The sequence below is a fragment of the Devosia sp. BK genome (assembly GCF_032907385.1).
Taxonomy (GTDB): domain Bacteria; phylum Pseudomonadota; class Alphaproteobacteria; order Rhizobiales; family Devosiaceae; genus Devosia.
This window is the reverse complement of sequence record NZ_JAIMBX010000002.1, coordinates 273,375-298,972: the sequence shown is the minus strand read 5'-3', so window position 1 is coordinate 298,972 and position 25,598 is coordinate 273,375. Positions and strand designations below refer to the sequence as shown.

General features: G+C 62.1%; 25 protein-coding genes. 16 read left to right on the top strand and 9 right to left on the bottom strand.

Translation table 11 applies throughout. The features are described from left to right. Positions 1-37: 37 nt before the first annotated feature. Positions 38-703, bottom strand: coding sequence for a heme exporter protein CcmB (ccmB, locus tag DevBK_RS13365; RefSeq protein ID WP_317185812.1), 666 nt, complete (start codon positions 701-703; stop codon positions 38-40). Further along, on the bottom strand, positions 700-1,326 hold the full coding sequence (ccmA, locus tag DevBK_RS13360; RefSeq protein WP_317185811.1) for a heme ABC exporter ATP-binding protein CcmA: 627 nt from the start codon (positions 1,324-1,326) through the stop codon (positions 700-702). The genes ccmB and ccmA overlap by 4 nt, the downstream gene beginning before the upstream one ends. A gap of 156 nt (positions 1,327-1,482) precedes the next feature. On the opposite strand from ccmA, the gene acnA reads away from it, so the two are divergent. From acnA to DevBK_RS13340, 4 genes are all read left to right on the top strand, one after another. Then, the gene (gene acnA / locus DevBK_RS13355; protein ID WP_317185810.1) at positions 1,483-4,167 is read left to right on the top strand and encodes an aconitate hydratase AcnA; all 2,685 of its coding nucleotides are present in this window, start codon (positions 1,483-1,485) and stop codon (positions 4,165-4,167) included. A gap of 128 nt (positions 4,168-4,295) precedes the next feature. Beyond that, entirely contained in the window at positions 4,296-5,033 is a 738-nt protein-coding gene (locus DevBK_RS13350) for a DUF1223 domain-containing protein (protein ID WP_317185809.1), read from the top strand. A gap of 347 nt (positions 5,034-5,380) precedes the next feature. Beyond that, the gene (locus DevBK_RS13345) at positions 5,381-5,791 is read left to right on the top strand and encodes a DUF2794 domain-containing protein (protein ID WP_082461193.1); all 411 of its coding nucleotides are present in this window, start codon (positions 5,381-5,383) and stop codon (positions 5,789-5,791) included. Then, positions 5,788-6,267, top strand: a complete 480-nt coding sequence (locus tag DevBK_RS13340) for a GNAT family N-acetyltransferase (RefSeq protein WP_317185808.1) — start codon at positions 5,788-5,790, stop codon at positions 6,265-6,267. The genes DevBK_RS13345 and DevBK_RS13340 overlap by 4 nt, the downstream gene beginning before the upstream one ends. Before the next feature lie 212 nt (positions 6,268-6,479). Here DevBK_RS13340 and DevBK_RS13335 read toward each other — a convergent pair whose 3' ends face one another. Together DevBK_RS13335 and DevBK_RS13330 are read right to left on the bottom strand one after the other, a co-directional pair. Beyond that, on the bottom strand, positions 6,480-6,977 hold the full coding sequence (locus tag DevBK_RS13335) for an N-acetyltransferase family protein (protein WP_317185807.1): 498 nt from the start codon (positions 6,975-6,977) through the stop codon (positions 6,480-6,482). Positions 6,978-7,074: 97 nt separating this feature from the next. Next, the gene (locus DevBK_RS13330) at positions 7,075-7,845 is read right to left on the bottom strand and encodes a Bax inhibitor-1/YccA family protein (protein WP_062630598.1); all 771 of its coding nucleotides are present in this window, start codon (positions 7,843-7,845) and stop codon (positions 7,075-7,077) included. A 238-nt stretch (positions 7,846-8,083) separates the two neighbouring features. Between DevBK_RS13330 and thpR the strand changes: the two genes are divergently transcribed. The 5 genes from thpR to DevBK_RS13305 all read left to right on the top strand — a co-directional run bounded on the left by thpR (position 8,084) and on the right by DevBK_RS13305 (position 11,673). Beyond that, positions 8,084-8,623: an RNA 2',3'-cyclic phosphodiesterase gene (gene thpR / locus DevBK_RS13325; protein ID WP_317185806.1), complete on the top strand. Its 540-nt coding sequence runs from the start codon at positions 8,084-8,086 to the stop codon at positions 8,621-8,623. A 218-nt stretch (positions 8,624-8,841) separates the two neighbouring features. Continuing rightward, complete coding sequence (locus tag DevBK_RS13320; RefSeq protein WP_062630599.1) at positions 8,842-9,363, top strand: invasion associated locus B family protein; 522 nt, start codon at positions 8,842-8,844, stop codon at positions 9,361-9,363. Positions 9,364-9,452: 89 nt separating this feature from the next. Next, positions 9,453-9,953, top strand: coding sequence for an invasion associated locus B family protein (locus DevBK_RS13315; protein WP_317185805.1), 501 nt, complete (start codon positions 9,453-9,455; stop codon positions 9,951-9,953). A gap of 125 nt (positions 9,954-10,078) precedes the next feature. Further along, positions 10,079-11,287, top strand: a complete 1,209-nt coding sequence (gene rlmN / locus DevBK_RS13310; protein ID WP_317185804.1) for a 23S rRNA (adenine(2503)-C(2))-methyltransferase RlmN — start codon at positions 10,079-10,081, stop codon at positions 11,285-11,287. Next, positions 11,287-11,673 carry an HNH endonuclease gene (locus DevBK_RS13305; RefSeq protein WP_244484031.1) on the top strand — a complete coding sequence of 129 codons (387 nt, stop codon included), beginning with the start codon at positions 11,287-11,289 and terminating at the stop codon, positions 11,671-11,673. Before rlmN ends, DevBK_RS13305 begins: the two co-directional genes overlap by 1 nt. On the opposite strand, the gene DevBK_RS13300 is transcribed toward DevBK_RS13305, so the two are convergent. Next, the gene (locus DevBK_RS13300) at positions 11,648-11,860 is read right to left on the bottom strand and encodes a DUF1674 domain-containing protein (RefSeq protein WP_317185803.1); all 213 of its coding nucleotides are present in this window, start codon (positions 11,858-11,860) and stop codon (positions 11,648-11,650) included. The genes DevBK_RS13305 and DevBK_RS13300 overlap by 26 nt on opposite strands. Positions 11,861-11,953: 93 nt before the next feature. Here DevBK_RS13300 and htpX point away from each other — a divergent pair, with 93 nt between their 5' ends. The 7 genes from htpX (at position 11,954) to DevBK_RS13265 (ending at position 21,240) form a co-directional block, all read left to right on the top strand. Next, positions 11,954-12,937: a zinc metalloprotease HtpX gene (gene htpX, locus DevBK_RS13295; protein WP_317185802.1), complete on the top strand. Its 984-nt coding sequence runs from the start codon at positions 11,954-11,956 to the stop codon at positions 12,935-12,937. A 20-nt stretch (positions 12,938-12,957) separates the two neighbouring features. Beyond that, complete coding sequence (locus DevBK_RS13290; protein WP_317185801.1) at positions 12,958-14,259, top strand: RsmB/NOP family class I SAM-dependent RNA methyltransferase; 1,302 nt, start codon at positions 12,958-12,960, stop codon at positions 14,257-14,259. 172 nt (positions 14,260-14,431) lie between these two features. Continuing rightward, positions 14,432-16,054, top strand: a complete 1,623-nt coding sequence (locus DevBK_RS13285; protein ID WP_317185800.1) for a heparinase II/III family protein — start codon at positions 14,432-14,434, stop codon at positions 16,052-16,054. A 67-nt stretch (positions 16,055-16,121) separates the two neighbouring features. Continuing rightward, positions 16,122-17,705, top strand: coding sequence for a bifunctional phosphoribosylaminoimidazolecarboxamide formyltransferase/IMP cyclohydrolase (gene purH / locus DevBK_RS13280; RefSeq protein ID WP_317185799.1), 1,584 nt, complete (start codon positions 16,122-16,124; stop codon positions 17,703-17,705). A 248-nt stretch (positions 17,706-17,953) separates the two neighbouring features. Next, complete coding sequence (locus DevBK_RS13275; protein WP_317185798.1) at positions 17,954-19,309, top strand: lipopolysaccharide biosynthesis protein; 1,356 nt, start codon at positions 17,954-17,956, stop codon at positions 19,307-19,309. A 102-nt stretch (positions 19,310-19,411) separates the two neighbouring features. Then, the gene (gene leuC, locus DevBK_RS13270; RefSeq protein ID WP_317185797.1) at positions 19,412-20,818 is read left to right on the top strand and encodes a 3-isopropylmalate dehydratase large subunit; all 1,407 of its coding nucleotides are present in this window, start codon (positions 19,412-19,414) and stop codon (positions 20,816-20,818) included. Continuing rightward, positions 20,809-21,240 carry a metallopeptidase family protein gene (locus DevBK_RS13265; protein WP_317185796.1) on the top strand — a complete coding sequence of 144 codons (432 nt, stop codon included), beginning with the start codon at positions 20,809-20,811 and terminating at the stop codon, positions 21,238-21,240. Before leuC ends, DevBK_RS13265 begins: the two co-directional genes overlap by 10 nt. A gap of 40 nt (positions 21,241-21,280) precedes the next feature. Here DevBK_RS13265 and DevBK_RS13260 read toward each other — a convergent pair whose 3' ends face one another. The 4 genes from DevBK_RS13260 to dapF all read right to left on the bottom strand — a co-directional run bounded on the left by DevBK_RS13260 (position 21,281) and on the right by dapF (position 25,392). Further along, a complete protein-coding gene (locus tag DevBK_RS13260) occupies positions 21,281-21,949 on the bottom strand; it encodes a septation protein A (protein WP_317185795.1) in 669 nt (222 codons plus the stop codon). 97 nt (positions 21,950-22,046) lie between these two features. Next, positions 22,047-23,261: a signal recognition particle-docking protein FtsY gene (gene ftsY / locus DevBK_RS13255; RefSeq protein WP_317185794.1), complete on the bottom strand. Its 1,215-nt coding sequence runs from the start codon at positions 23,259-23,261 to the stop codon at positions 22,047-22,049. A 20-nt stretch (positions 23,262-23,281) separates the two neighbouring features. Continuing rightward, the gene (gene mtaB, locus DevBK_RS13250) at positions 23,282-24,544 is read right to left on the bottom strand and encodes a tRNA (N(6)-L-threonylcarbamoyladenosine(37)-C(2))-methylthiotransferase MtaB (RefSeq protein ID WP_317185793.1); all 1,263 of its coding nucleotides are present in this window, start codon (positions 24,542-24,544) and stop codon (positions 23,282-23,284) included. After that, on the bottom strand, positions 24,544-25,392 hold the full coding sequence (gene dapF / locus DevBK_RS13245; RefSeq protein ID WP_317186112.1) for a diaminopimelate epimerase: 849 nt from the start codon (positions 25,390-25,392) through the stop codon (positions 24,544-24,546). The genes mtaB and dapF overlap by 1 nt, the downstream gene beginning before the upstream one ends. Between the last annotated feature and the right edge of the window lie 206 nt (positions 25,393-25,598).

The following is a 25,598-nucleotide window of genomic DNA, read 5'->3' as shown; positions in this document are numbered from 1 at the left end:
CGGGGCTCTCTGGTCATGTAGCCGTTTGCCAAGACGCTTAGTCTTCGCCCCAATCTATCGCAAGGGCCGCGGCGAAGGGAGTGAGCGCGACAACCATGAGACTGAGTGCCGCAAGGAGGAGCGTGGCCACCCCGGTCTGCCCCGGCCCGCCGCTCGCCGAAATGGCCCCGACGCCAAAGATCAGCACGGGCACCGAGAGCGGCGCGATGAGGATCGGCGCGATCAGCCCGCCATGCCGCGTCGCCACGGTCAGCGCGGCCCCGAGCGCCCCAAAACCGGCCAAAGCCGGCGTCCCGATCAGCAGCGAAACCACTGTGCGCCAAAAGGTGGAAAGGTCCATCGACAGCAGCAGCGCCAGAATGGGCGAGGCGAGGATCAGCGGCAGCGCTACGGTCAGCCAATGCGCAATCACTTTTGCGGCAACGACGGCCGATAGCGGCGTATCCGCAAGCCGATAAAGCCCCAGCGTGCCATCGGCCCGATCCGGCCCAAAAAGCTTTTCGAGCCCCATCAACATAGCGAGGAACGCTGCGATCCAGACGATCCCCGGCGCAATCCGCGCCAGCAGCACCTTGTCCGGCCCGACGGCAAAGGGAACGATCGCGCCGACAATGACGAAAAACAGCACCAGCGTCAGCATCTCGCCGCCACCACGAAGACTGAGGCTCAACTCGCGCCGCAGGACGGAAATAAAGCCGCTCATACCGCGTCCCCAAGGTTGAGGACGGCTAGCGCTTCCACCGCAATGGCATCATGGCTGGCGATGACGGCAAGGCCGCCGCTCGCAAGGTGCTCTTCAATCAACCCAGCCAAAAGCTTCTGCCCATCGGCATCGAGCGCCGAAGTCGGCTCATCGAGTAGCCAGACCGGCCGCGCCGAAACCAGCAACCGGGCCAGAGCCAGGCGTCTTTGCTGCCCCGCCGACAGATAGCCCGCATCGGACTTCGCCTGCCGTCCCAGCCCCACGCGCTCCAGCGCCTCAACCGGCGTCAGCGCCGCACTGCCGTTGATAGCCTGCCAAAATTGCACGCTCTCGATGACGGTGAGCCTTGGCCGAATGGCGTTCTTGTGCCCGCAATGGTGAAAGGCCGGCCCAAAATCCTCGTCATAGCCTTCGAGCGTCACCGTCCCGCTCAGCGCTGGCAGTAGTCCCGCGAGCGTAAAAAGCAGCGTCGATTTTCCCGCGCCATTGGGCCCGCGCAGCAAAAGCCCCGTTCCTGCCGGCACGGACAGGGAAAGATCCCGCGCTAAAATAGTCTCGCCGCGACCCACGCTCAGCGCGAAAGTCTTAAGGCAGAGTGAGGGCTGGACTTGCCGTTGCGTCATGGCCCCATCTGGTATTGAAGCGAAGGTAAGACTGGCAAGCGGTTTTCTGATTGATTATAAGCCGACGAGATTAGAGTCATTCCAGCAAAGAGCGGCTAGAACCGGCGGCCCCCATTGCAGCCGGACAGCACGATTCAGCAGCAAAGGGCGGAGCACGTGGCCTCACTAGACAGCTTCAAGTCGAAGTCGACCCTCACGGTCGGTGGCAAGACCTACACCTATTATTCCATTGCCGAAGCCGAAAAGAACGGTTTGCAGGGCGTTTCCAAGCTCCCCGGCTCGATGAAGGTGGTGCTCGAAAACCTTCTCCGCTTTGAAGACAACCGGACGGTGAAGAAGGAAGACATCCTCGCCATCGCCGAATGGCTCGTCAGCCGCACGTCCGAATACGAAATCCAGTATCGCCCGGCCCGCGTCCTCATGCAGGACTTTACCGGCGTTCCCGCCGTCGTCGATCTCGCCGCCATGCGCGACGCGACCGCCAAGCTCGGCGCCAATCCGCAGAAGATCAATCCGCTTGTGCCCGTCGATCTCGTCATCGACCACTCGGTCATGGTCGACAATTTCGGCACCCCGCTCGCCTTCGAGCAGAATGTCGAGCTCGAATATGAGCGCAATGGCGAACGCTACGAGTTCCTGCGTTGGGGCCAGTCGGCCTTCGACAATTTCCGTGTCGTTCCTCCCGGCACCGGCATCTGCCACCAGGTGAACCTCGAATATCTGGCCCAGACCGTCTGGACCAAGGACGAAGACGGCGAAACCGTCGCCTATCCCGATACGCTCGTCGGCACCGACTCGCACACGACCATGGTCAACGGCATGGCCGTTCTCGGCTGGGGCGTCGGCGGCATCGAAGCTGAGGCCGCCATGCTTGGCCAGCCGATCACCATGCTGATCCCCGAAGTCGTCGGCTTCAAGCTGACCGGCAAGATCAATGAAGGCATCACCGCGACCGACCTCGTGCTGACGGTCACCGAAATGCTGCGCAAGAAGGGCGTCGTCGGCAAGTTCGTCGAATTCTATGGCCCGGGCCTTGATTACCTCAGCCTCGAAGACCAGGCGACCATCGCCAATATGGCCCCCGAATATGGCGCGACCTGCGGCTATTTCCCGGTCGATGCCGATACGCTCAAATTCCTCTCGACGACCGGCCGCGATGCCGATCGCGTCGCGCTCGTCGAAGCCTATTCCAAGGCTCAGGGCATGTTCCGCACGACGGAAACCGAGGACCCGACCTTCACCTCGACCCTCGAACTCGACCTCTCGACGGTCGTTCCCTCCCTTTCCGGCCCGAAGCGTCCACAGGATCGCGTCGCCCTCAAGGACGTGACCCCCTCCTTCGCCAAGGCCCTGCCGGATCTGGCTGCCGGTCGTGGCGATGTCGCTCCGGGCGCGCAGTTCCCGGTCAAGGGTGAAGATTTCGAAGTCGGCGACGGCTCGGTCGTCATCGCCGCCATCACCTCGTGCACCAACACGTCCAACCCATCGGTTCTCGTCGCTGCCGGTCTCGTTGCCCGCAAGGCGCGCGCCCTTGGCCTCAATTCCAAGCCATGGGTCAAGACTTCGCTCGCCCCCGGCTCGCAGGTCGTCACCGATTACCTGACCGCCGCCGGCCTCCAGGCTGATCTCGATGCCATCGGCTTCAATCTCGTCGGCTATGGCTGCACCACCTGCATCGGCAATTCGGGTCCCCTCCCGCAGCCGATTTCCGACACGATTAACGAGAACAAGCTCGTTGCCGCCTCGGTCCTCTCGGGCAACCGCAATTTTGAAGGCCGCGTGAACCCCGACGTGCGCGCCAACTACCTCGCGTCCCCGCCGCTGGTCGTTGCCTATGCGCTCCTCGGCACGCTCAATGTCGACATCACCACCGAACCGCTCGGCACCGGCTCGAACGGTCAGCCGGTCTATCTCAAGGATATCTGGCCCTCGAACCACGAGATCGCCGAGATCGTCCGCCAGCACGTCAATGCCGACATGTTCCGCAAGCGCTACTCGGACGTCTTCAAGGGCGACGAGCACTGGCAGGGCATCGCTGTCGAAGGCAGCGAGACCTATGGCTGGAACAGCTCCTCGACCTATGTGCAGAACCCGCCATATTTCGAAGAACTCACCATGGAGCCCAAGCCCGTCACCGACGTGGTCTCGGCCCGCGTGCTCGCGCTCTTCCTTGACTCGATCACCACCGACCACATCTCTCCGGCCGGTTCGTTCAAGTCGGGCACTCCAGCGGGCAAGTATCTGATCGAACGCCAGGTTGCGCCCAAGGACTTCAACTCCTATGGCGCCCGTCGCGGCAATCATGAAGTCATGATGCGCGGCACCTTTGCCAATATCCGCATCAAGAACATGATGCTCGATGGCGTCGAAGGCGGCTACACCAAGGGTCCGGATGGCTCGCAGATGGCCATCTATGACGCCGCCATGGCCTATCAGGCGAAGAACACCCCGCTTGTGATCTTTGCCGGCAAGGAATACGGCACCGGCTCCTCGCGTGACTGGGCCGCCAAGGGCACCAACCTGCTCGGCGTCAAGGCCGTCATCGCGCAGAGCTTTGAACGTATCCACCGCTCGAACCTCGTCGGCATGGGCGTCATCCCGCTGCAGTTCAAGGAAGGCGAAAGCTGGCAGACCCTTGGCCTTGATGGCACCGAAACCGTCGATATCGCCGGTGTCGAAACCATCGAGCCGCGCGCCACGGTCACCGTCAAGATCACCCGTGCCGATGGCTCGGTGCTCAATGTCGAAACCCGTTGCCGCATCGATACCGCCAACGAACTCGATTATTTCAAGAATGGCGGCATCCTGCATTATGTGCTGCGCAGCCTCGTCGCCGGGTAAAGCACGGGTACGACACGGTTTCAAATGGCGGCCCGCAAGGCCGCCATTTACTTTTGAGCCAAGAATCTCTGCCGTCTCACCCGGTTTTGACTAGGCAGGCTTGATCGCCTCAGCCTACAACCTTGCCCATGATCGCTCGTCCCCTCTCCGGCCTTCTCCTGGCCCTCGTCGCCCATGTCGTTTTTTCCAGCTCCGCCATGGCGGAAACGCTGCATATTACGCCCAAGGCGGTGGTCGAGCTTTTTACCAGCCAAGGCTGTTCCTCCTGTCCGCCAGCCGATGCCATGCTGACGGCGCTGGCCGATCGCGACGATGTCGTCGCGCTCGCCTACCATGTCGACTATTGGGACTATGTCGGCTGGAAGGACACGTTTGCGCAGGAAGCGTTTTCCGATCGCCAGCGGGCCTATGCCAAAAGCTGGGGCTCCTCGCGCATCTATACCCCGCAAATGGTCGTCAATGGCGCCAAGGCCGTCGTGGGTTCGCGTCGGCATGATGTGCAACAGGCTGTCGAGCGCGCCTCGCTGCCGCTGGCCGTTGATCTGACCCTGAGCGGCGATATGCTCAAGGTCGCCGTGCCGCCCAAGGCCGATCTCTCCGATGCCGTCGTCTGGCTCGTGACCTTCAAGAACCGCGCCGACGTCAAGATCGAAACCGGCGACAATGCCGGCAAGTCCATGGTCTATACCCAGGTCGTCACCGGCCGTCAGGTTTTGGGCATGTGGGAAAGCGAAAGCGGCGCGGAGCTGAAAATCCCGCTCGGCGAAGTTTTGGGTGACGCCAATACCGGCATTGCCATCGTCGTGCAGCAGGAGCGTGGCGGTATGCCGGGCTCCATCCTCGCTGCCGCCGCTTACGAGCCCTGATCCCAGAAGACACCGGCACAAAAAGAAACGCCTGCTCCGGGGGCATGGAGCAGGCGTGACTGACAGGTCAGTTAAGGAGGCTGGCAACCGAACGTCTTAGTTTGGGGGCTCGGTCGGTCCGATTGCCAGCCGCTGGAGGCAATGGTTGAAACATGCCGGGCCAATGGGGCGCCACAAAGGACGAATCATGGCTGAAATTGGGTTTTTGAAGCCCCTTGCCATGGCCTGAGATTGTGACAACATGACTACAGCCTGTCTCCTGAAAGTGGGTACCGGTTTCAGGGGGCAGACAGGCGCTAAAGAGAAAGCGAATGCGCACTGAGCGACTTCTTGAGGTCGCGGCGCGCATGAGCGATGACATAACCCCCGGAGGTCCCGTGCAGGGTCGTCAGCCAAATGAAGCCGGCTTGTCGCTGGTGCATGTCGGTGAGCCCGCCAACCAGCCCGCTCGTCCCGTTCAACCCATCGTTGCCTTTGACCGCCGCGAACTGATGCAGATCCTGGCCGTCTATGGCCGCAAGGTCGGGGCAGGGGAGTGGCGCGACTACGCCATGGACTTTTTGAAAGATCGCGCGCTTTTCTCCATCTACGCCCGCGTCTCCGAACGCCCGCTTTATGTGGTCGAGAAAAATCCAAAACTCCGCGCCAAGCAGGGCCAATATCTGATCACCAACCAGCAGGGCCGGATCCTCAAGCGTGGCCATGACCTGAGCCAGGTCTTGCGCGTGCTCGATCCCGATCTCGCCGTGGTTGGATGAACATAAACATCCGCCGCGCCATACTGGCTGACGTGCCGGCGATGAGCCGCGTCCTTATCGACTCGATCACCGAACTCTGCGTTACCGATCACCGGGACGACGAAAAGGCGCTCGCCGCCTGGACGGCCAACAAGTCCGAAGCGGGTGTTGCGAAAACCGTGGCCAACCCGGACCTACGCGTCTTCGTCGCTGAACTTGACGGCGAGATTGCCGCCGTCGGCGCCGTGGATACCAGCGGCAAGATCGGTCTCAACTACGTCGCCCCCACTGCGCGCTTCCGCGGCGTCAGCAAGGCACTGCTGCATCGGTTGGAGCAGGAACTTCTGGCCCTCGGTTTTGAGGAAGGCCATCTCGAAGCTACAGAAACCGCACGGCGCTTCTATCGCAGCGCCGGCTGGCTCGAGAATGGTCCGCAAGCCACGAGCCGCACCGTCAACGGCTACCCGATGCGGAAGCTTTTAACTGCGTCTGGCTAGCCCCTTAAGCAGCGCCTGAAACAAGCACTCTTTAATCCCGGCTCCACCGTCATTGCCCGGCTTGTCCGGGCAATCCATCCCGCCTCCCCTTGGACCACCCGGACGAGCCGGGTAGGCGACGGCGGACGCTAATTCATCCGTCGGGTAGGACCAGCCCCAATCCAGACAAATCAGCCGCTGTCATCCCGTCTTCAGACGGGGTGATAATCGCGTCAGAGCGCCTTCTGCAAATGCACGATATCGTGCCAGCGGTCGAATTTGAGACCGACGGATTTGTAGTAGCCCACGCGCTCAAAGCCGAACTTTTCGTGGATAGCGATCGAATTGGCCGTGTCAGCCGTGATCACCGCTAACATCTGCTTGAAACCATGCGCTTTCGATTGCGCCAGCAGTTCGGTCAGCATGGCCTTGCCCAGGCCCTTGCCGGTTTCCGCAGGGTCGAGATAGAGCGAATCTTCGCAGGTAAACCGATAGGCGGCGCGAGGGCGATAAAAGCTCGCATAGGCATAGCCGAGCACTTTTTCCGCGCCCTCGGCGATGATCACCGGATGCCCGAGCTTCAAAAGCCCCGCATATTTTTCGGCGATCGCCTCCTCGCCCGGCGCTTCGGTATCGAAGGTGATGGCGGTGTGGTCGACATAGTGCCGGTAAATACGGGTAATGGCGGGAACGTCGGACCAGGCGAAGGGGCGAAGAGTGAAATCGGACATGAGCGTGCACAAAGAAAAGGACCGCAGCCTTTGTAAGCTGCGGTCCGAATTTTCGTCCAACCATTTTCCTTGATTGTTCGATCAAGGAACCTGCTGATTACTCGCGATTGCCGAAGAGGCGGAGGAGCATCATGAAGAGGTTGATGAAGTCGAGGTAAAGCGACAGGGCACCCATGATGGCATTCTTGGCCATCGCCTCGGCGCCGTAGGCGGACGAGTAGCTTTCCTTGATCTTCTGCGTGTCATAGGCGGTCAGGCCCGTGAAGATCAGCACGCCAACAACCGAGATGATGAATTCCATCATCGAGGACTGCATGAAGATATTGACGATCGAGGCGATGATGATACCGATCAGGCCCATCATCAGGAAGTTGCCCATGCCGGTGAGGTCACGCTTGGTGGTGTAGCCATAAAGGCTCATCGCGCCGAAGGTAGCGGCAGTGATGAAGAACACCTTGGCGATCGACGCATCGGTATAAACGAGGAAGATCGACGACAGCGAGAGGCCCATGACGGCCGCGAAGGCCCAGAACACGCCCTGTGCCGCGGTAACGCTCAGCTTGTTGATACCAAAGCTCAGCACCAGCACGAAGGCGAGAGGCGCAAGCATCACGACCCACTGCAGCGGGCTGGCATAGAGCAGCGCACCCCACTGGGTGACGAGCTGCCCATTGGCGAGTTCGCCAACGGCGGCGTTGGGATCGGTGGTGATGGCGGCAGCAGCCGCAAAGTAGGCAGCAACGCCGGTGACGACGAGGCCGAGGCCCATGTAATTGTAAACGCGCAGCATGTAGCTGCGTAGGCCCTCGTCGATGGCCGCGGCCGAGCCGGCCCGCGCACCGAGGGTCTGACGGTCATATTCAGCCATTCTCATTCCCTTTCACTTGGAAAATCGCGGTCTCCAAACCGCCGGGGGCAATTGGCACTTGCCACTTGATTGCAAATATGGCGTCGGCCCTTTTGATTTACAAGGCAAAATGCCCGCCTGCGACATCGGGACTGGTTCGATGACCTGATTGTGCTAGGCTCAAGTCGCTTGCCGGACCCTGCATGTAGTTTTTCGGCGAGCCTATCATTGATGTAGTTGCCCGCCAGGGAGACTTGCCATGCCCCGGCTTTTTACCGGCCTCGAGATCCCGCCCGATATCGGCTTTGCGCTCTCGCTCAAGCGTGGTGGCCTCACCGGCGCCCGCTGGATCGATCCCGATAATTATCACATCACGCTGCGCTTTATCGGCGATGTCGATAATCAGACCGCCAATGATGCGGCCGACAATCTCGATTACCTGAGCGAAAGCCTGCGCTTTCCCATTCGCCTCACGCATTTGGGCACGTTTGGCGGCGATAAGCCCCGCGCGCTCTATGTCGGCGTCGAGCCGAGCGAAGCTTTGAGCCGGCTCCAATCGGCCCAGGAGCGCATGCTCCAGCGCGCTGGGCTACCAGCCGAAGGGCGCAAATTCGTGCCTCATGTGACGCTCGCTCGCTTGCGCGGCACGAGTGCCGAAGAGGTCGCGCGCTATATTGCCGAGGCGGGACGGTTCGAGCCGCTGACATTTGCAGTACCGCGCTTCGTTCTCTTTTCGAGCCGGGATTCGGTCGGCGGCGGGCCCTATGTGGTTGAGCAAACCTATCCCCTCGCAGCATAAATCCGCTCTCCTCACGCAAGCGTTAGCCCTCTTTTAACCCTCTCGGTTCAAAGCGGGGGCGCATGCCCCATCCATGCCAAATTGCCGCCGCGATTACCGAGCATTTGAGGCAAAAGCCGCACACAAGCGCCCCGCTTGACGGCTTGGTAACCATGTTTGCGGCATGCTGGGCGGACGCATCCCCCGCAAACTGGCAGCGAAAAGAGGAAGAATTGGCAATGAAGACAAAGACCGGTGGCCTCGCATTTGGGCTCGCGGTAGGTGCATTCGTGACATTTGCAGCCGCCGCCCAGGCGCAGCAGGCCACGGAGCTGGGTACGTTCAATTCATGGACCGCCTGGCAGGCAACCGATGCAAGCGGCCAGATCTGCTATGTTTCGGCGACCCCGAGCAAATCGGAACCTGCGGGCGCCAATCGCGACCCGATCCACTTCATGATCATTCACCGCAAGGGCCTCGGCACGAAGAACGAAGTGCAGACCTTGATCGGCTACCCATTCAATCCGACCAGCGCCAATGCCAGCGTCGCGGTCGATTCCAAATCCTATCCGATGGTCACCGAAGGTTCGGCCGCCTGGCTCGCTTCGACCGGCGACGAGGCAGGTTTTGTGTCCGCCTTCAAAGCTGGCAGCACCATGACGGTGCGCGGCACGAGCCAGCGTGGAACCAATACGGTCGATACCTATTCGCTCTCCGGTGCGACCGCTGCCGTCAATGCCATCGACGCGGCCTGCAAATAATTGGGGCTTTGCCCCAGTCCATCGTTAGACCATAAAGGGGCGCCGGGCTTTTCTGTCCGCTGCCCCAAAATACTGCGAGCTTGTCGAGCATGACCCTCAAGACACGATCCGCCCTTGCAATCGCCCTGGCGCTGGCCGCAGCGGCGCCCGCCATGGCCCAGTCGGCCCGGGTGCTCGGCGATTTCCGGGATTGGTCGAGCTATGCGGCCGATGATGGGTCGGGCACGCTCTGCTTTGCCATGAGCAAGCCCAAGAGCACCGAGCCTGCCGCCGGTGGCGAGGCCTATCTCTACATCACCAATCGTCCCGGCGAAGATGTCGTCAGCGAATTCAACGTCGTTGCCGGCTACACATTCCAGACCGGTTCCGTTGCAACGGTCAGTGTCGGCGGCCAGAGCTTTCCGCTCTTTACCCAGGGTGATGCGGCTTGGCTCGACGATGCCGGCCAGTCTGCCGCGCTCGCTGCCGCCATTCGCGCCGGTTCGAGCATGACCGTCGAAGGCACCAATGCCGCCGGCGCCCGCGTCGTGCAGAATTATTCGCTCTCTGGCGCCACTGCCGCGCAGCAGGCTATCGGCGCCGAGTGCTGATCTAGCCTTTGTGGCAAACCTGCATGGCTTGCACATCCGCCTCCCGCGGGCGTGACTTTGTGTTTTGCGTTCCCATATGCTATTGGCCGCGGACTTTCCCGCACTCCCGACCGTTTTGAGCCGCCATGAGCATTGCGCTGAACCTTGACCATTCGACTGCCATCCGCCCCCAGGCGGCGGCGCGGCCGTCGCTGATCGGCCTCTCCAAGGCGCAGCTCGCCGAGACGCTGATCACCCATGACGTGGTCGGCGAGCGCGAAGGCCGCATGCGCGCCAGCCAGCTCTGGAACTGGCTCTATGTCAACGGCGTCACCGATTTCGACCGCATGACCAATGTGGCAAAGCCCGTCCGCCAGAAGCTTGCCGAGACTTTCATTCTAGATCGCCCTGAGATCGTCTCGGAACAGGTCTCGGTAGACGGCACACGAAAGTGGTTGTTCCGCTTCCGCGATCCGCAGAACCCGAACTTCCCGGCCGTCGAAGTCGAAACCGTCTATATCCCCGAATCCGATCGCGGGACGCTCTGCGTTTCCTCGCAGGTCGGCTGCACGCTGACCTGCTCCTTCTGCCACACGGGCACCCAAAAGCTCGTCCGTAACCTCACCGCGGGCGAAGTCCTGGGCCAGATCCTCATGGCCCGTGAGCGCCTCGGCGATTTCCCCGGCGGTTCGCGCCCCGATGATGGCGGCCTTGTACCTGGCGGAGAAAGCCGCGCCATCACCAATATCGTCATGATGGGCATGGGCGAGCCGCTTTATAATTTCGACAACGTCAAGCAGGCCTTGCTCATCGCATCGGCCGGCGACGGCATGTCGATCTCCAAGCGCCGCATCACGCTCTCGACCTCGGGCGTCGTGCCCTATATCGAGCGCACCGGCAGCGAAATCGACGTCATGCTCGCGATCTCGCTCCACGCCGTGCGCGACGATCTCCGCGACGTCCTGGTGCCGATCAACAAGAAGTGGCCGCTCAAGGACCTTCTCGAGGCCTGCCGCAATTATCCCGGCCTTTCCAATGCCCGCCGCATCACCTTTGAATATGTGATGCTCGATGGCATCAACGATAGCGATGCCGAAGCCAAGGAACTGGTGCGCCTCCTTGCCGGCATTCCTGCCAAGATCAACCTGATCCCCTTCAATCCCTGGCCGGGCTCGAATTATGGCACTTCACCCTCGAGCCGCATCGAGCGCTTTGCCGATATCGTCAATCGCGCCGGCTATGCCTCGCCGGTCCGCACTCCGCGCGGCCGCGATATCTTTGCGGCTTGCGGCCAATTGAAGAGCGAGAGCGAACGGCTTTCCAAGAAAGACCGGGACGCCCTCGCCGGCGTCTGATGAAACCTTCGGCCCGGCGGGTCGAGGCGGCCATTGCCGCGGTCGAAGCGCTGGCTGCCGCGCGGCGGCCTTCCATTTGCCCGCTCTGCGATCGGCCCATTCCGGCTGAAGCCAAGTCGAGCCGGCATCACCTGACGCCGCGCCTCAAGGGTGGCACGCATATGGGCACGGTGCGTCTCCACCAGATCTGCCACAGCGCCATCCATGCCCGGTTTTCCGAAACCGAACTCGCCAAGCGCCTCGCCGATATCGAAAGCCTCAAATCGGACCCCGAAATTTCGGCCTTCATCGCATGGGTCCGGACCAAGCCGCCGACCTTTCACGCCCCGACCCGCATGACGCGGGACCGGCGCGACAAGGCTAAAAGTCGCTCGTCAAACCCTTGATCTCCCAGTCGCCATAGCGGCCGGGCTCCAACCCACCGCGACCGCCCTTTTCCTTGGGCGCCATCGCGGTTGCCGCGTCGATCTCGGCGCGCCGGGCCTTGGCTTCCTCGAGCGCGCGTTGCGCCTCGGGCGTCAGCACCTTCGGGGCCTCGGGGATCGGGTTCTCGGTTTCGGCTTCTTCGGTCATTTTCCGGTCCACATTACAAAGTGGTCATGCGCTTGCAGGGAACGCTTTGGCACACAACATAATTGCCTGAAGACACCAACCCAAGGGGTTTCGATGTTCAACGCCTTCCGCACTTTTGTTCTCGTTGCGGCCATGACCGCCTTGTTCATGGTGGTGGGCTATTTCATCGGCGGCACCTCCGGCATGATGATCGCCTTTGCCTTTGCGGCGGCGACCAACATCTTTGCCTATTGGAATTCCGATAAGCTGGTCCTCCGCATGCAGAACGCCGTGCCCGTGGCCCAAAGCCAGGCGCCCGAACTCTATGACATGGTCGAGACGCTCTCGAAGCGCGCCGGCATCCCGACGCCCGCCGTCTATGTCATCCAATCCGACCAGCCAAATGCCTTTGCGACGGGCCGCGACCCGCAAAATGCGGCCGTTGCCGTTTCCTCCGGCCTTTTGCGCCAGCTTGAGCCGCGCGAAGTTGCTGGCGTTGTTGCGCACGAACTCGCCCATATCCGCTCGCGCGATACGCTGACCATGACGATCACGGCGACCCTTGCCGGTGCCATTTCAGCGCTCGCCCAGTTTGGTCTCTTCTTTGGTGGCGGCAATAATCGCAACAATCCGCTCGGCGGCATCGGTTCGCTGCTGATGGTGTTCCTCGCCCCGCTCGCCGCCATGATGGTGCAGATGGCCGTCAGCCGCACGCGCGAATATGAGGCTGACAAGGACGGCGCCGAGATCTCGGGCGACCCATTGGCCCTCGCTTCCGCGCTCAACAAGATCGCGGTCCTTGCCGGGCGTCAGGTCAATGTTGCGGCCGAGCGCAACCCGGCCATGGCCCATATGTATATTATCAACCCGCTTTCGGGCGCCCGGATGGACAATCTCTTTTCCACCCACCCTGACACCGGCAATCGCATCGCGGCGCTGCAAGAGCTTGCAGGCGAGATGCGCGTGGACGATAAGGGCCGTGGACCCGCCCCGCGTCCGCAGACGGTTTCGGCCGGTCGCGATACCGGCGGTGGCTGGCGGGTGCCAAGTGCCGGTCGCGGCGAAGACGATAGCGGCGTGCGCGGTCCCTGGGGATGAGACGCACCGGAAGGTGATGATTGAATAAGAAGTCCGATCCGGCCGGTCTCGGCCTCCGTCTCATTGCCGCCCAGAGGCTTCGCGCCGTTTTGGGCGGCGAACATTTTGCGCCCCTCAATGCCGGCGAACTCGCCGATGGCCGGGATCGCGCCCTCGCCAATCGGCTGATCACGACGGCTCTCCGTCGCCATGGCCAGATCGACCTGATGATCGACGAATTGCTCGACAAGGGCATGCCGGCGAAATCTGGCACGTTCGAAGCCGTGCTGCGCCTCTCGCTCGCCCAGTTGGTTTTCCTGCCCGATCTCGGCGCCCATAGCGCGCTGTTCCTCGCGGTCGAAGCGATCAAGCGCGATAGCAAGGCGCGCCATCTCGCCGGCCTGATGAACGCAGTGCTGCGCCGCGCCCAATCCAATTCCGCGCGCTATGGTCTTCTCGAAGACGAGCTGCTGGTGCCGCATAGTTTCCAGGAAAAGTGGACCGCGGCCTATGGTGCCGACGCTGTCGCTGCTTTCCCCGAAGCCCTCCTCGAAGGCGCTCCGCTCGATCTGACGCTCAAATCCGACAATGCCGACCTCATCGCCGCCCTCGGCGCCGAGCGCGTTCTTGCCGATACCGTCCGCATCGAAAGCCGCGATCGCCCCGTCGATGCGCTGCCCGGCTATGATGACGGCCAATGGTGGGTACAGGATGCCGCCTCCGCCCTGCCGGCGCGCCTCCTGGCGGCAAAAGCCGGCGGCCGCGTCCTCGACCTCTGCGCTGCCCCGGGTGGCAAGACCGCGCAATTGCTCAAGGCCGGCTATGACGTCACCGCGCTCGATAGCGATGGCGGGCGGCTCGAACGCCTCAAGGCCAATATGACCCGTCTCGGCTACGCGCCGGCAGTCGTCGAAGCCGACGCCACTCAATATGCGCCCGAAACCCTCTTCGATGGCATCCTGCTCGACGCCCCCTGTTCGGCCACCGGCACATTCCGCCGCCACCCCGAAGTGCTCTGGCATCGCAGCGCCACCGACATTGCCGGGCGCGTAAAACTGCAGCAGGCGATTTTTGCCAAGGCCCACAAATGGCTCAATCCCGGCGGAAGCCTCATCTATTGCGTCTGCTCGCTTGAGCCCGAAGAAGGCCAAGAGATTACCGCCTGGGCGCAGAAGACCTTCGCCGAACTCGAACTGAAGCCGATTGCAGCAACCGAGCTGCCAGGGCTCGAAACCGCCCTCACGCCCGAAGGCTATGTCCGCACTTTGCCCTCGATGGCCCCCGCTGGTGTATCAGGCGGCATGGATGGCTTCTTCATTGCCCGGTTTCAGCGCAAGAACTGAGGTACCTCAGCGAGTTTTCCAAGCCGAATTTCTTCCCCTGCTGGGCAAATCAGCGTTATGGCTCTAGATCATTGAGCCTGCGGCGCGGCGCCGCATCCCTGGAGTATAGTGCGTTGGGTCCTGAGGGCAAAAGACCGGTTGGTTGCCCTGCGCGGTTGAGCGGGGACAGACAATGAGCGGCGGCAGCTTTTCTCGCCCTCGCCGCTTTGGCATGCGCCTCGCCGATTCCCTCGTGACCATGCCCGTCACCCGCTGGACCTGGCAGGCTCTCGCCGAGCAGCGCTACAAAGGCCAACTGCCCGATTTCCGTCCCGCCGACAGCGATGCCGTGCGCGAGATGATGTCGGGGCGTTATCTGCTCGCCTCAAAACTCATCGAAACGGGCGGCACCTCGCCCTTTTCCGTCGATGTCGATTTCCCCGATTGGTGGAACAATCTCCAGAGCTTTTCCTGGCTCCGGCATTTTCGCGAGGTCCGTGATCCCGGCGAAAAACTCTTTGCCCGTACGCTGGTCCTTGATTGGATAGGACGCGAAGGAAAATTCGATAGCGAAAGCTGGTCCTTGCCGCTGACTGGGCAGCGTGTGCTCAATTGGCTCCGCCATCTGCCGCTGCTGCTCGAAGGGGCGACGGCCGATCAGGCCAAGACCATCCAGCGCAATCTCGGCATTCAGGTCCAGAGTCTGAAAGTCCGCGGCCGCCTCGCGACCGACCCGGTCGAACGCCTCTTTGCCGCCATGGGCACGCTCGGCGCCGAACTCTGCGAGCCCGAAGACACCGCCAATGTCGAGATGCGCCTGAAACTGCTCGATGCGGTGCTCGAAGAGCAACTCGATGGCGAGGGCCTCCACAAGAGCCGCAATCCACGCATTCAGTTGAGCCTTCTTACCGAACTCGCAAGCCTCCGCCAGGCCGCTAACCGCCATGGCAGCCCGACCCTCGCCGCGCTCTCCAACCGCATCGATCGCATGCACGAGGCGCTCGATGCCGTCACCCTTTCGAGCGGCGAGCCCGTCTATTTCAATGGCTGTGGCCAGGTCCCCCACGATGTCCTCGTCGCCGTGCAATCGACCGGCCCGACACCGACCCGTCGCTCGCGCATTCTCGGCGGCTACGGCATCCTGCGCAGCGGCCGTGCCGTCGCCATCGCCGATTCAGGGCTTCGCCCACCGCCCGGTTTCGATGCCGAAGCCCATGCCGGGGCGCTCGCTTTCGAATTTTCCTATGGCAGCGAACTGATCCTCGGCTCCTGCGGCCCCGCGCCCACCGATATGGCCGAAACCCGCGATCTCTTCCGCCAGGCTATCGCCCATTCCTCGCCGACCATCAATGACGAGGATTCCTGGGCGCCCACCAAACGCAAACGCGGCGCCGCGCCGGTGCCCGATCTTGAACTCGTGCCCTCCGAGCATATGCTGATCCTCCCCAGCATCGGCTATGCCGACCGGTTCGGGGCCGAAATCGAGCGCCGCCTGACACTCCTGGGGGAGGGGACCACCCTTGTCGGCCAGGATCGCGTCATCGCGACCGGCACGCCGCAGGGCCAATTGTCCATCCGCTTCCATCTTGCGCCCGGCATATCCGTACACGCCCCCGTCGGCGAAGGCATGCGCCGGCTGACCCTCCCCAATGGCGAAGTCTGGAGCTTCCTTTGGGAAGGCGCAACGCTCCGCCAGGACGATAGCGTCCGCCAATCCTCCTATCTCGGCTTTCACCGCACCATTCAGCTCGTGCTCGAAGCCGATCTCGCGCCCGGCGTCGAAGTCGGCTGGATCCTCACCCGCGAACACGGTTGAGCTTGGACTCTTGGGCCCGTTCGTGGTAGCGGAGCCGCGAAATCTCCATCACAACGGGCAAGAACTCATGGGCAAGACGGTCACGGTCGGGCGGGCACTGCTTTCGGTATTCGACAAATCGGGCATGGCGGATTTCGCCCGCGGGCTCTCCGAAGCCGGGGTGGAACTGGTCTCGACCGGTGGCACCCATAAGCTCATCAACGAAACCGGCCTCCCGGTGCGCGAAATTTCCGACCTTACCGGCTTTCCCGAAATGATGGATGGCCGCGTAAAAACGCTCCACCCCAAGGTGCATGGCGGCCTCCTCTCGGTCCGTGACAATCCCGAGCACAAGGCATCGATGGACGAACACGAGATCGGGCCCATCGACCTCGTCGCCGTGAATCTTTATCCGTTCGAAAAGACCGTCGCGTCCGGCGCGTCCTACGACGAGATCATCGAAAATATCGATATCGGCGGCCCTGCCATGGTGCGCTCGGCGGCCAAGAACCACGCCTATGTGACCGTCGTCGTCGACCCCAACGACTATCCAGCCATCTTGGACGCCATCCGCAATGGCGGCGTTCCCTATGAGATGCGCCAGAAGCTTGCGGCCAAAGCCTATGCCCGCACCGCCGCCTATGACAGCGCCATCTCTGCCTGGTTCGCCCGGGAAATCGACTTCGCTGACGTGAATTATCGCAGCTTTGCCGGTACTCTTCGCGAAGTCATGCGCTATGGCGAAAACCCGCACCAATGGGCCGCTTTCTACGCCACTGGCGAAAACCGCCCCGGCGTCGCGACCGCCAGCCAGGTCCAGGGCAAGACCCTTTCCTACAACAATATCAACGACACCGACGCCGCCTTCGAGCTGGTCTCGGAGTTCGACCCCGCCAATACCGCTGCTGTCGCGATCATCAAACACGCCAATCCCTGCGGCGTCGCCACCGGCGCTAACCTCGTCGAGGCCTACAAAAAAGCCCTTCGCACCGATCCCGTCTCGGCCTTTGGCGGCATTGTCGCGACAAACCGCGAAATCGACGCCGAAACCGCGACCGAGATCGTCAAGGTTTTCACCGAAGTGATCGTCGCCCCCTCCGCGACGCCGGAAGCCCAGGCCATCATCGCCGCCAAGAAGAACCTCCGCCTCCTCCTCACCGGCGGTCTCGCCGATGCCAAGGCCGAGGGTCTGGTGGTCAAGTCCGTCGCCGGTGGGCTCCTCGTCCAGAGCCACGACAACCAGAACGTCGATGATTGCGAATTGAAAGTCGTCACCAAGCGCGCGCCGACCGAAGCGGAACTGGCTGACCTGAAACTTGCCGCAAAAGTCGCAAAGCATGTCAAATCCAATGCCATCGTCTACGTGAAAGACGGCGCCACCGCCGGCATCGGCGCCGGCCAGATGAGCCGCGTCGATTCCGCCCGCGTCGCCCATCGCAAGTCGATCGACGCGGCTGAAGCGGCAGGCGTGGAAGGCGCGCTGACCCAAGGCTCCGTCGTCGCCTCCGACGCCTTCTTCCCCTTCGCCGACGGCCTTGAAGCTCTCGTCGCCGCCGGCGCCACCGCCGTCATCCAGCCCGGCGGCTCGATGCGTGACGACGAAGTCATCGCCGCGGCCGATGCGGCGGGAATCGCGATGGTGATGACCGGGATGCGGCACTTCAGGCATTAGGCCTCAAAACCTTAGGCACAAGTAGCCCTCATGGTGAGGTGGGAGGCGTAGCCGACCCTCGAACCACGGGGGCGTGGCACGATGCCTCCACTCGCCCACCCTCGTGGTTCGAGGCTTTGCTTCGCAAAGCACCTCACCATGAGGGCTACTAATTGGCGGGGCGCATACCTCGCGGTAAGACCTTCTTGACCTGCCTCTGGCAATGTCAGTCCAACGCCCGGTCCCTCGCCGGGCGCGAGGGAATTTTCGTGCGGCTGGCCATCCCATCCGATCTCAGTGCTCTGTTGTCTTCCGGGCTTTTGCGCTCGGTGGGCTCGCTCGGCATCAAGGTCGCTACGGCCGGCCTGACTTACGTCACCTATGTCGTCCTCTCGCGCACCCAGACCGAGAGCGAATATGGCCATTTCGCTTTCGGCCTCGCGCTCGCCACCGTTCTCGCCATTCTCGCCGGCATGGGCCAATCGACGGCGGTCCTCCGGCTCTGGCCGCAATTGCGCGCCCAAGGCGAAAATGCCGAGGCCGACGCGGTCGTCGCTGCGGGTTCCGCCATCACCATCGGCGCCAGCCTCGTCCTTGCCGCGCTCCTTTGCGTTCTCGCCTTTGCTAGCATTCCCTTTCTGCCGCCGCGCGAAACCATCAATCATTTCATTGGCGCCGCTTTCCTCATCCTCCCCATGGCGCTGGCCGAATACAATTCCTCGGTGCTCCGCGCCCAGGGTTCGCTCTGGACCGCGCTCCTTCCGCGCGACATCTTCTGGCGCCTCGCGCTCCCCGCCGCGGTGATCGCGCTTTTTGCCGTCGGCGTCGTCCTCAGCGGCCCCGATGCGCTGACCCTGTCCGCCGCGCTGCTCATCGGTGCGCTCATCATGCAGACCGGCATCGCCCAGCGCCGACACTATGCCATCCTGCCGCGCGTTGCGCCGATGCGGCCCCATTGGCAGCGCTGGGGCAAGCTCAGCACCTGGCTGCTCCTCGGCGCCGTCATCGAAACCTTCACCCTCAATGCTGACGTCATCCTTGTCGGCCTCATGCTCGACCTCGAAAGCTCAGGCCTTTATTTCAATGCCTTCCGCACAGCGGGCCTGATGACGCTTTTCACCTTCGCCATCGAGCTCGTCATCGCGCCCATGGTCGCAGAGCATTATCATTCGGGCGCCATGCGCAAAGCCCAGGCCATCACCGCCCTCTGCGCCTGGGCGGGCTTTCTGTTTTCGCTCGTTATCTTTGGGCTGTTTTTGGCCTTCGGCGAGCCCATCCTGTCACTCTTCGGCCCGTCTTATGCCGAGGGCGTGCTGGTCCTCCTGCTCCTCGCCTTCGGGCTTCTCTTCGATGCCGTCACCGGCCCCTCAAAAATCGTCATGATGATGACGGGCCACGAGCGGGCCTATGTCGCCGTCTTCGGCACGATTATGGGCCTTGGCTTCATCGTTCAGATCATCGTGATCCCCGTCTGGGGCATTGTCGGCGTTGCAGCGGTCAATATGGGTGCGCGCATCATCGCCCAGATCGCTATTGCCCTCTGGTGCCGCTATCGCATTGGGTTGGATACAAGTCTTCTCGGCGCTCTGGCTGTCGGCCGGCTCCGCGACGCGCCGGCGAACTGACCCCGGCACGAGCGTACCCAAGAGTACGGTTGTTCTTGACCCAAAAGCCCTCTCGGCTTAGAACCAATCCAAACTTCAATCCTGCCCCTCGGAAAACGACGAATGACCAAGGCCCGCACGCTCTACGACAAGATCTGGGACGACCATCTGGTTCAGAACAATCCGGACGGCACGAGCCTTCTCTATATCGATCGCCACCTCGTCCACGAAGTGACGAGCCCGCAGGCTTTCGAAGGTCTCCGTCTCAACGGCCGCAAGGTCCGTCACCCCGAGCGCACCCTCGCCGTCGTCGATCATAACGTGCCGACGACCGATCGCACGCTGCCCAATCCCGATCCGGAAAGCGCCATCCAGATCGAGACCCTGGCTGAAAATACCCGCGATTTCGGCATCGAATATTACGACCCCTTCGACAAGCGCCAGGGCGTCGTCCATATCGTTGGCCCCGAACAGGGTTTTACCCTGCCGGGCATGACCATCGTTTGCGGCGACTCGCACACGTCCACCCACGGCGCGTTTGGCGCTCTGGCCCACGGCATCGGCACGTCCGAGGTTGAGCACGTTCTGGCGACCCAGACGCTGATCCAGCAAAAGGCCAAGAACATGCTGGTGCGTGTCGATGGCCAATTGCCGCCCGGCGTCACCGCCAAGGACATCATTCTCGCCATCATCGGCGAAATCGGCACGGCCGGTGGCAATGGCCACGTCATCGAATTCGCCGGCGAAGCCATCCGTTCGCTCTCGATGGAAGGCCGCATGACGGTCTGCAATATGACCATCGAAGGCGGTGCTCGCGCCGGCCTCATCGCGCCGGACGAAACGACCTTTGCTTACGTCAAAGATCGTCCCCGCGCGCCCAAGGGCGAGGCCTTCACCATGGCTGTCGACTATTGGAAAACGCTCTATACCGATGAAGGCGCCCATTACGATAAGGTCGTCATCCTCGACGCCGCCAAACTGCCGCCGATCGTCTCCTGGGGTTCATCGCCTGAGGACGTCATCTCGGTGCAGGGCGTGGTCCCCAATCCCGATGAGATCCAGGACGAGACCAAGCGTGCCTCAAAATGGCGTGCTCTCGATTACATGGGCCTCAAGCCGGGCACCCCGATTACCGATATCAAGATCGACCGCGTCTTTGTCGGCTCGTGCACCAATGGCCGCATCGAAGATTTGCGCGCTGCCGCTGCCGTGATCGGCGATGGCAAGGTTGCAAGCCACGTCTCGGCGATGATCGTGCCCGGTTCGGGCCTCGTCAAGGAACAGGCCGAAGCCGAGGGCCTCGACGTCGTCTTCAAGAATGCCGGCTTTGAATGGCGCGAGCCCGGCTGCTCCATGTGCCTCGCCATGAACCCCGATAAGCTCAAGCCCGAAGAACGTTGCGCTTCGACCTCGAACCGCAACTTCGAAGGCCGTCAGGGTTTCAAGGGCCGCACCCACCTCGTCTCCCCCGCCATGGCTGCTGCCGCTGCCATTGCCGGCCACTTCGTCGATATCCGCGAGTGGAAGTAAAACACACCGATTGGTCGGGGCTTTATGCCCCGACCCTCGATGACTTCGAGGCTTTGGCAAGCAAGGCCCTGGCTGAACTGCCCGAGCCGTTCAAATCGCTCGCGGCCGACGTCACCTGTTCAGTGGCCGAATTTGCTGAAGACGACATTCTCGAACATTTCAAGATGGAAAGCCCCTTCGAGCTGATGGGCCTTTTCACCGGCATCGGTCTCACCGAAGACGGCGCCGTGCCCCAGACCGGGCAATTGCCCAATACGGTCTTTCTCTATCGCCGCGCCATTCTCGATTATTGGGCCGAAAACGACGACAACACGCTCGGCGAAGTTGTCACCCACGTGCTCATCCACGAACTCGGCCACCACTTCGGCTTTTCCGATGAAGACATGGAAGCGATCGAAGCCCGCGCCGACGCGGAAGAATAGGCCCAAAACAAAATCCCCGCCGAAGCGGGGATTTTTTTATTCAGCTCTCGACCACGACTTGCGGTGGAGAGGCGGGTTCGTTCTCCGGCGCATATTTGCTGAGCAGCGGAAGCTGCGTCATGGAGAAAATCATCGTCAGCGGCATGATGCCCCAGACCTTGAAGTTGACCCAGAACGCGGTATCGAAATTGCGCCAGACAATCTCGTTGATCACGGCCAGCAGCACGAAAAACAGGCCCCAGTTCAGCGTCAGCTTCCACCAGCCTTCAGGGCGCAACCGATAGACGTCACCAAAGACATATTTGAGCAGCGACTGCCGGAACAGGAGACCGCCCAGCAGCACCGAGGCAAATAGCATATTGGTGATGGTCGGCTTGAGCTTGAAGAACGTCTCGTCCTGTAGCCACAGCGTCAAGCCGCCGAAAATCAGAACGACGACACCCGTCACCAGCGGCATGACCGGGATTTTCCCAAGGACGAGCTTCGAGATGACCAGGGACACGGCCATGGCAATCATGAAGACCGCGGTCGCGAGAAAGAAGCCTTCGGGAAAAATCGGGGTCAGCGCCGGAAACGCCGCAAGGATGCGATCGCCGAAGAAGTTGACGAGAAAGAAGATAACCAGCGGGCCGAGCTCGAGCGAGAGCTTGGTCATCTGTGGCTTGAGGTCGTCCCAGCTCACGTCTGGTTCGGCGGCTTTGTCGGTCATTTTTCGTTCCATGGCGTCTTGCGCCAATGTGATGGCATGGGCCAAGCGTTGCAAGCGCAATAGGCTCCAAGCGTGGTCAGATTTTGTCCGAGATTTTTTAGTCCTGGCCGGCAATCGCCTTGGCAAAATCCCGCGCGGCAAACGGCTCGAGATCTTCGACGCCCTCGCCAACGCCGATGAAATGCACTGGCAAGCCGAATTTCCGGGCAATCGCAACCAGAATGCCGCCGCGCGCTGTGCCATCGAGCTTGGTCATGACAAGACCAGTCACGCCGGCACGCTTGCCAAAAATCTCGACCTGCTTGAGTGCATTCTGGCCCGTCGTCGCATCTAGGGTAAGAAGCGTCGCATGCGGCGCCGATGGCTCGACCTTCTTGATGACGCGGATAACCTTTTCGAGCTCATCCATCAATTCGTCGCGGTTCTGAAGGCGCCCGGCCGTATCGATGATCAGCACATCGCGCCCCTCGGCCTTGGCCTGTGTGACCGCATCGAAGGCCAGCCCCGACGCATCGGCGCCGGCGGGCCGCGAAATCACCGGCGCGCCAGTCCGCTGACCCCAGACCTGCAATTGCTCGATCGCCGCGGCGCGGAACGTATCGCCCGCCGCCAGCATCACGGATTTTCCTTCGCCCGCAAACTTTTGCGCCAGCTTGCCAATGGTCGTCGTCTTGCCCGACCCATTGACCCCGATCATCAGGATGATGAACGGCGTCTTGGTCGTGTCGACCGTCAGCGGCCGCGCCACGGGTCCCAAAACCTTTTCGACTTCCGCGGCGAGCACGGAGCGCACATCGCTGTCGGACACCTCGCGATCAAACCTGTCGCGGCGCAGGGTTTCGGTAATGGCCATGGCCGTCTCGAGCCCGAGATCGGCCTGGATCAGCACATCCTCCAGTTCATCGAGCGTCGCCCCATCCAGCTTGCGCTTGGTAAAGACCGAGGTGATCGATGTCGTCAGATTATCCGAGGAGCGTTTTAGCCCCGTCGTCAGCCGCGAAAACCAGCTTTGCCGCGGCACCTCGGCGGTGGCGGGCGCCGGAATGATCGGCACGCTGTTTTGAATCTCTCCGGCGCGCTCCTCGATTTCCTCGACATAGTCGGGGGTCGTTTCAGGAGGCCCTGGCGGCGGCAGGTCAGGCGTTTCAACTGGTTCCGGGACCGGCTCGGGCTCCGGCGCAGACGGCACCGTTTCCGGCACGGGCGGAATGGGCTGGATCGGGGCATCCGGGCGCGTCTCGGGCGGAGCCGGCGAGGGCACGGGCTCGGTGCCGAACAAGCGCTTGAAGAAACCGGATACCTTATCGCTCATGCTTTTGTTCTTTCCTCGCCTCAGGCGGCCGCGCGCAGCTTTGCGCCCATCAGGCAATCGGCGCCGCGCCCGGTGATGACAACCGCATCCAGATCACCGGCTTCCATACCGGCAACGCGAACGGGGATATATTGTTCGGTGCGCCCGACGCCGGAACGCTCCATCAGCACATTTTCGGTGTGGCCAAGTCGGCTCGCATAAAGCGCCGCCACCTGCTTTTCGCCTTCCGCCCGCAAAAGGCCAGCGCGTTGCCGCGCCACTCCCTTGCCCACCTGCGGCATGCGCGCTGCCGGCGTGCCTGGCCGTGGCGAATAGGGGAAAGCGTGAATATAGCTCAGTCCCGCTTCGCCGATAAAGCGCAGCGAGTTTTCGAACATCGCCTCGGTTTCCGTTGGAAACCCGGCAATGATATCGGCACCGAACACCATGTCGGGCCGCAGCCCCCGCAGCTTCTCGACCACCTCGAGTGCCTCGCTGCGCGAATGCCGCCGCTTCATCCGCTTCAGGATCAGATCGTCGCCCGATTGCAGCGAGAGATGAAGATGCGGCATCAACCGCTTGTCCGTCACCGCCTCGTAAAGCGCGGCATCCGCCTCGATAGAATCGATCGAGGAAATCCTGAGTCGTGGCAGGTCCGGCGCATGCCTCAGGATCGATTGCACCAGCGTGCCGAGGGTCGGCGCGCCCGGCAAGTCCGGCCCATAGGAGGTGATATCGACCCCGGTCAGGACCACTTCGCGATAGCCATTGCCGACGAGCTGCTTGATCTGATCGACCACGAGCCCCATCGGCACCGAGCGCGATGGCCCGCGCCCAAAAGGAATGATGCAAAAGGTGCAGCGATGATCGCAGCCATTTTGTACCTGCACGAATGCCCGCGTCCGCCGATCCATCCCGGCAATCAGATGCCCCGCGGTTTCCCGCACGCTCATGATGTCGTTGACCTGAACCTTGTCGTTCAGCGCCAGGCCGAACACCATCGGCTTATAGCTCTCGGCCCTGAGCTTATCGTCATTGCCGATAACGAGGTCGACCTCGTCCATCTCGCCAAAGGTGCGCGCCTCGGTTTGCGCCGCGCAACCGGTGACGATGATCCGCGCTGCCGGGTTGTCGCGCCGCGCCTTGCGCACCGCCTGCTTGGCCTGTTTGACGGCCTCTTCGGTCACCGCGCAGGTATTGATGATGATGGCATTGTCGAGCCCGGCCTTTTCGGCCTCGGCCTTCATCACCTCGCCCTCATAGGCGTTGAGGCGGCAGCCGAATGTCAGCGTTTGGACTGCCATCAGGCCGCCTCGGCACGCGTCCAGGCGCCCATTGCCGGGTCGAACGCACCGCGCCATTCCAGTTCGGCGGGGCCGGTCAGGGTCACATGGTCATCCGCCTGCCATTCGACGACGAGATCGCCGCCCGGCAACGTTACGGTCGCCTTACGGTCTGTCCGCCGCGTCCGCGCGCCATTGACCACAGCCGCACAGGCCGCCGTGCCACAGGCCTCGGTCAACCCAGCCCCGCGTTCCCAGACGCGCAGCATGATCTTGTCCGGCTCGATGACCTGGGCAATGCCGATATTGGCGCGCTCGGGAAAGATCGGGTGGTTTTCGAGCATGGGCCCAAACCGGTCGAGCGCATAGGACCAGACATCGTCCTTGACCCAAAACGTCGCATGCGGATTGCCGATCGCCATCACCGATGGCGAATGCAGCACCGGCGCATCGATCGGCCCGATCTGCAATTCGATTTTTCGCGTGTCAGCAAATTCCTCGGCCAGCGGAATGTCGAACCAGGCGAACTTCGGCGTGCCCATATCGACGGTGATCAGCCCGTTTTCGGCTTCTTCGCCGAACAAAATCCCAGCCACCGTCTCGAAGGTAAACCGCTGCCGCCCCTGTTCTGCGCTCAGAAACTGCACCACGCAGCGCATGCCATTGCCGCAGGCCTGGGCCCGCGACCCGTCGGAATTGATGATCTCGATATAATTGACCGTGCCGGGCATGCGGGAATCATGGATGGCCATGATCTGGTCGAACTTGGTCTCGGCCCGCGCATTGATCGCAATGGCGGCCTCAGGCGTGACGCGATCCGTCCGGCCGCGCATGTCAGCGACGATGATCTGGTTGCCCAGCCCGTTCATCTTGAGAAAGGGTGCGTTGCTCACGAGCGGTGCCTGTCTTTTGGTCTCGGGCTCTATATGGCGGAAGTGACAGGCAATTGCCAGTGCAGGCGCACTTTCCTTGACTCCCCGGAAAAACTCCCCTAAACGCGACCCGTTCATCAGGCTTTTACTCCTGACCAGCCGACCGGGACCCCAAACGGGTACCACGATCCCGGAGGCCAACA

Bases quoted from the DNA above. Each gene is read 5' to 3' on its own strand.
- ccmB (WP_317185812.1), bottom strand. From the start codon at position 703: ATGAGCGGCTTTATTTCCGTCCTGCGGCGCGAGTTGAGCCTCAGTCTT.
- ccmA (WP_317185811.1), bottom strand. From the start codon at position 1,326: ATGACGCAACGGCAAGTCCAGCCCTCACTCTGCCTTAAGACTTTCGCG.
- DevBK_RS13350 (WP_317185809.1), top strand. From the start codon at position 4,296: ATGATCGCTCGTCCCCTCTCCGGCCTTCTCCTGGCCCTCGTCGCCCAT.
- DevBK_RS13345 (WP_082461193.1), top strand. From the start codon at position 5,381: ATGAGCGATGACATAACCCCCGGAGGTCCCGTGCAGGGTCGTCAGCCA.
- DevBK_RS13340 (WP_317185808.1), top strand. From the start codon at position 5,788: ATGAACATAAACATCCGCCGCGCCATACTGGCTGACGTGCCGGCGATG.
- DevBK_RS13335 (WP_317185807.1), bottom strand. From the start codon at position 6,977: ATGTCCGATTTCACTCTTCGCCCCTTCGCCTGGTCCGACGTTCCCGCC.
- DevBK_RS13330 (WP_062630598.1), bottom strand. From the start codon at position 7,845: ATGGCTGAATATGACCGTCAGACCCTCGGTGCGCGGGCCGGCTCGGCC.
- thpR (WP_317185806.1), top strand. From the start codon at position 8,084: ATGCCCCGGCTTTTTACCGGCCTCGAGATCCCGCCCGATATCGGCTTT.
- DevBK_RS13320 (WP_062630599.1), top strand. From the start codon at position 8,842: ATGAAGACAAAGACCGGTGGCCTCGCATTTGGGCTCGCGGTAGGTGCA.
- DevBK_RS13315 (WP_317185805.1), top strand. From the start codon at position 9,453: ATGACCCTCAAGACACGATCCGCCCTTGCAATCGCCCTGGCGCTGGCC.
- rlmN (WP_317185804.1), top strand. From the start codon at position 10,079: ATGAGCATTGCGCTGAACCTTGACCATTCGACTGCCATCCGCCCCCAG.
- DevBK_RS13305 (WP_244484031.1), top strand. From the start codon at position 11,287: ATGAAACCTTCGGCCCGGCGGGTCGAGGCGGCCATTGCCGCGGTCGAA.
- DevBK_RS13300 (WP_317185803.1), bottom strand. From the start codon at position 11,860: ATGACCGAAGAAGCCGAAACCGAGAACCCGATCCCCGAGGCCCCGAAG.
- htpX (WP_317185802.1), top strand. From the start codon at position 11,954: ATGTTCAACGCCTTCCGCACTTTTGTTCTCGTTGCGGCCATGACCGCC.
- DevBK_RS13285 (WP_317185800.1), top strand. From the start codon at position 14,432: ATGAGCGGCGGCAGCTTTTCTCGCCCTCGCCGCTTTGGCATGCGCCTC.
- purH (WP_317185799.1), top strand. From the start codon at position 16,122: ATGGGCAAGACGGTCACGGTCGGGCGGGCACTGCTTTCGGTATTCGAC.
- leuC (WP_317185797.1), top strand. From the start codon at position 19,412: ATGACCAAGGCCCGCACGCTCTACGACAAGATCTGGGACGACCATCTG.
- DevBK_RS13260 (WP_317185795.1), bottom strand. From the start codon at position 21,949: ATGACCGACAAAGCCGCCGAACCAGACGTGAGCTGGGACGACCTCAAG.
- ftsY (WP_317185794.1), bottom strand. From the start codon at position 23,261: ATGAGCGATAAGGTATCCGGTTTCTTCAAGCGCTTGTTCGGCACCGAG.
- mtaB (WP_317185793.1), bottom strand. From the start codon at position 24,544: ATGGCAGTCCAAACGCTGACATTCGGCTGCCGCCTCAACGCCTATGAG.
- dapF (WP_317186112.1), bottom strand. From the start codon at position 25,392: ATGAACGGGCTGGGCAACCAGATCATCGTCGCTGACATGCGCGGCCGG.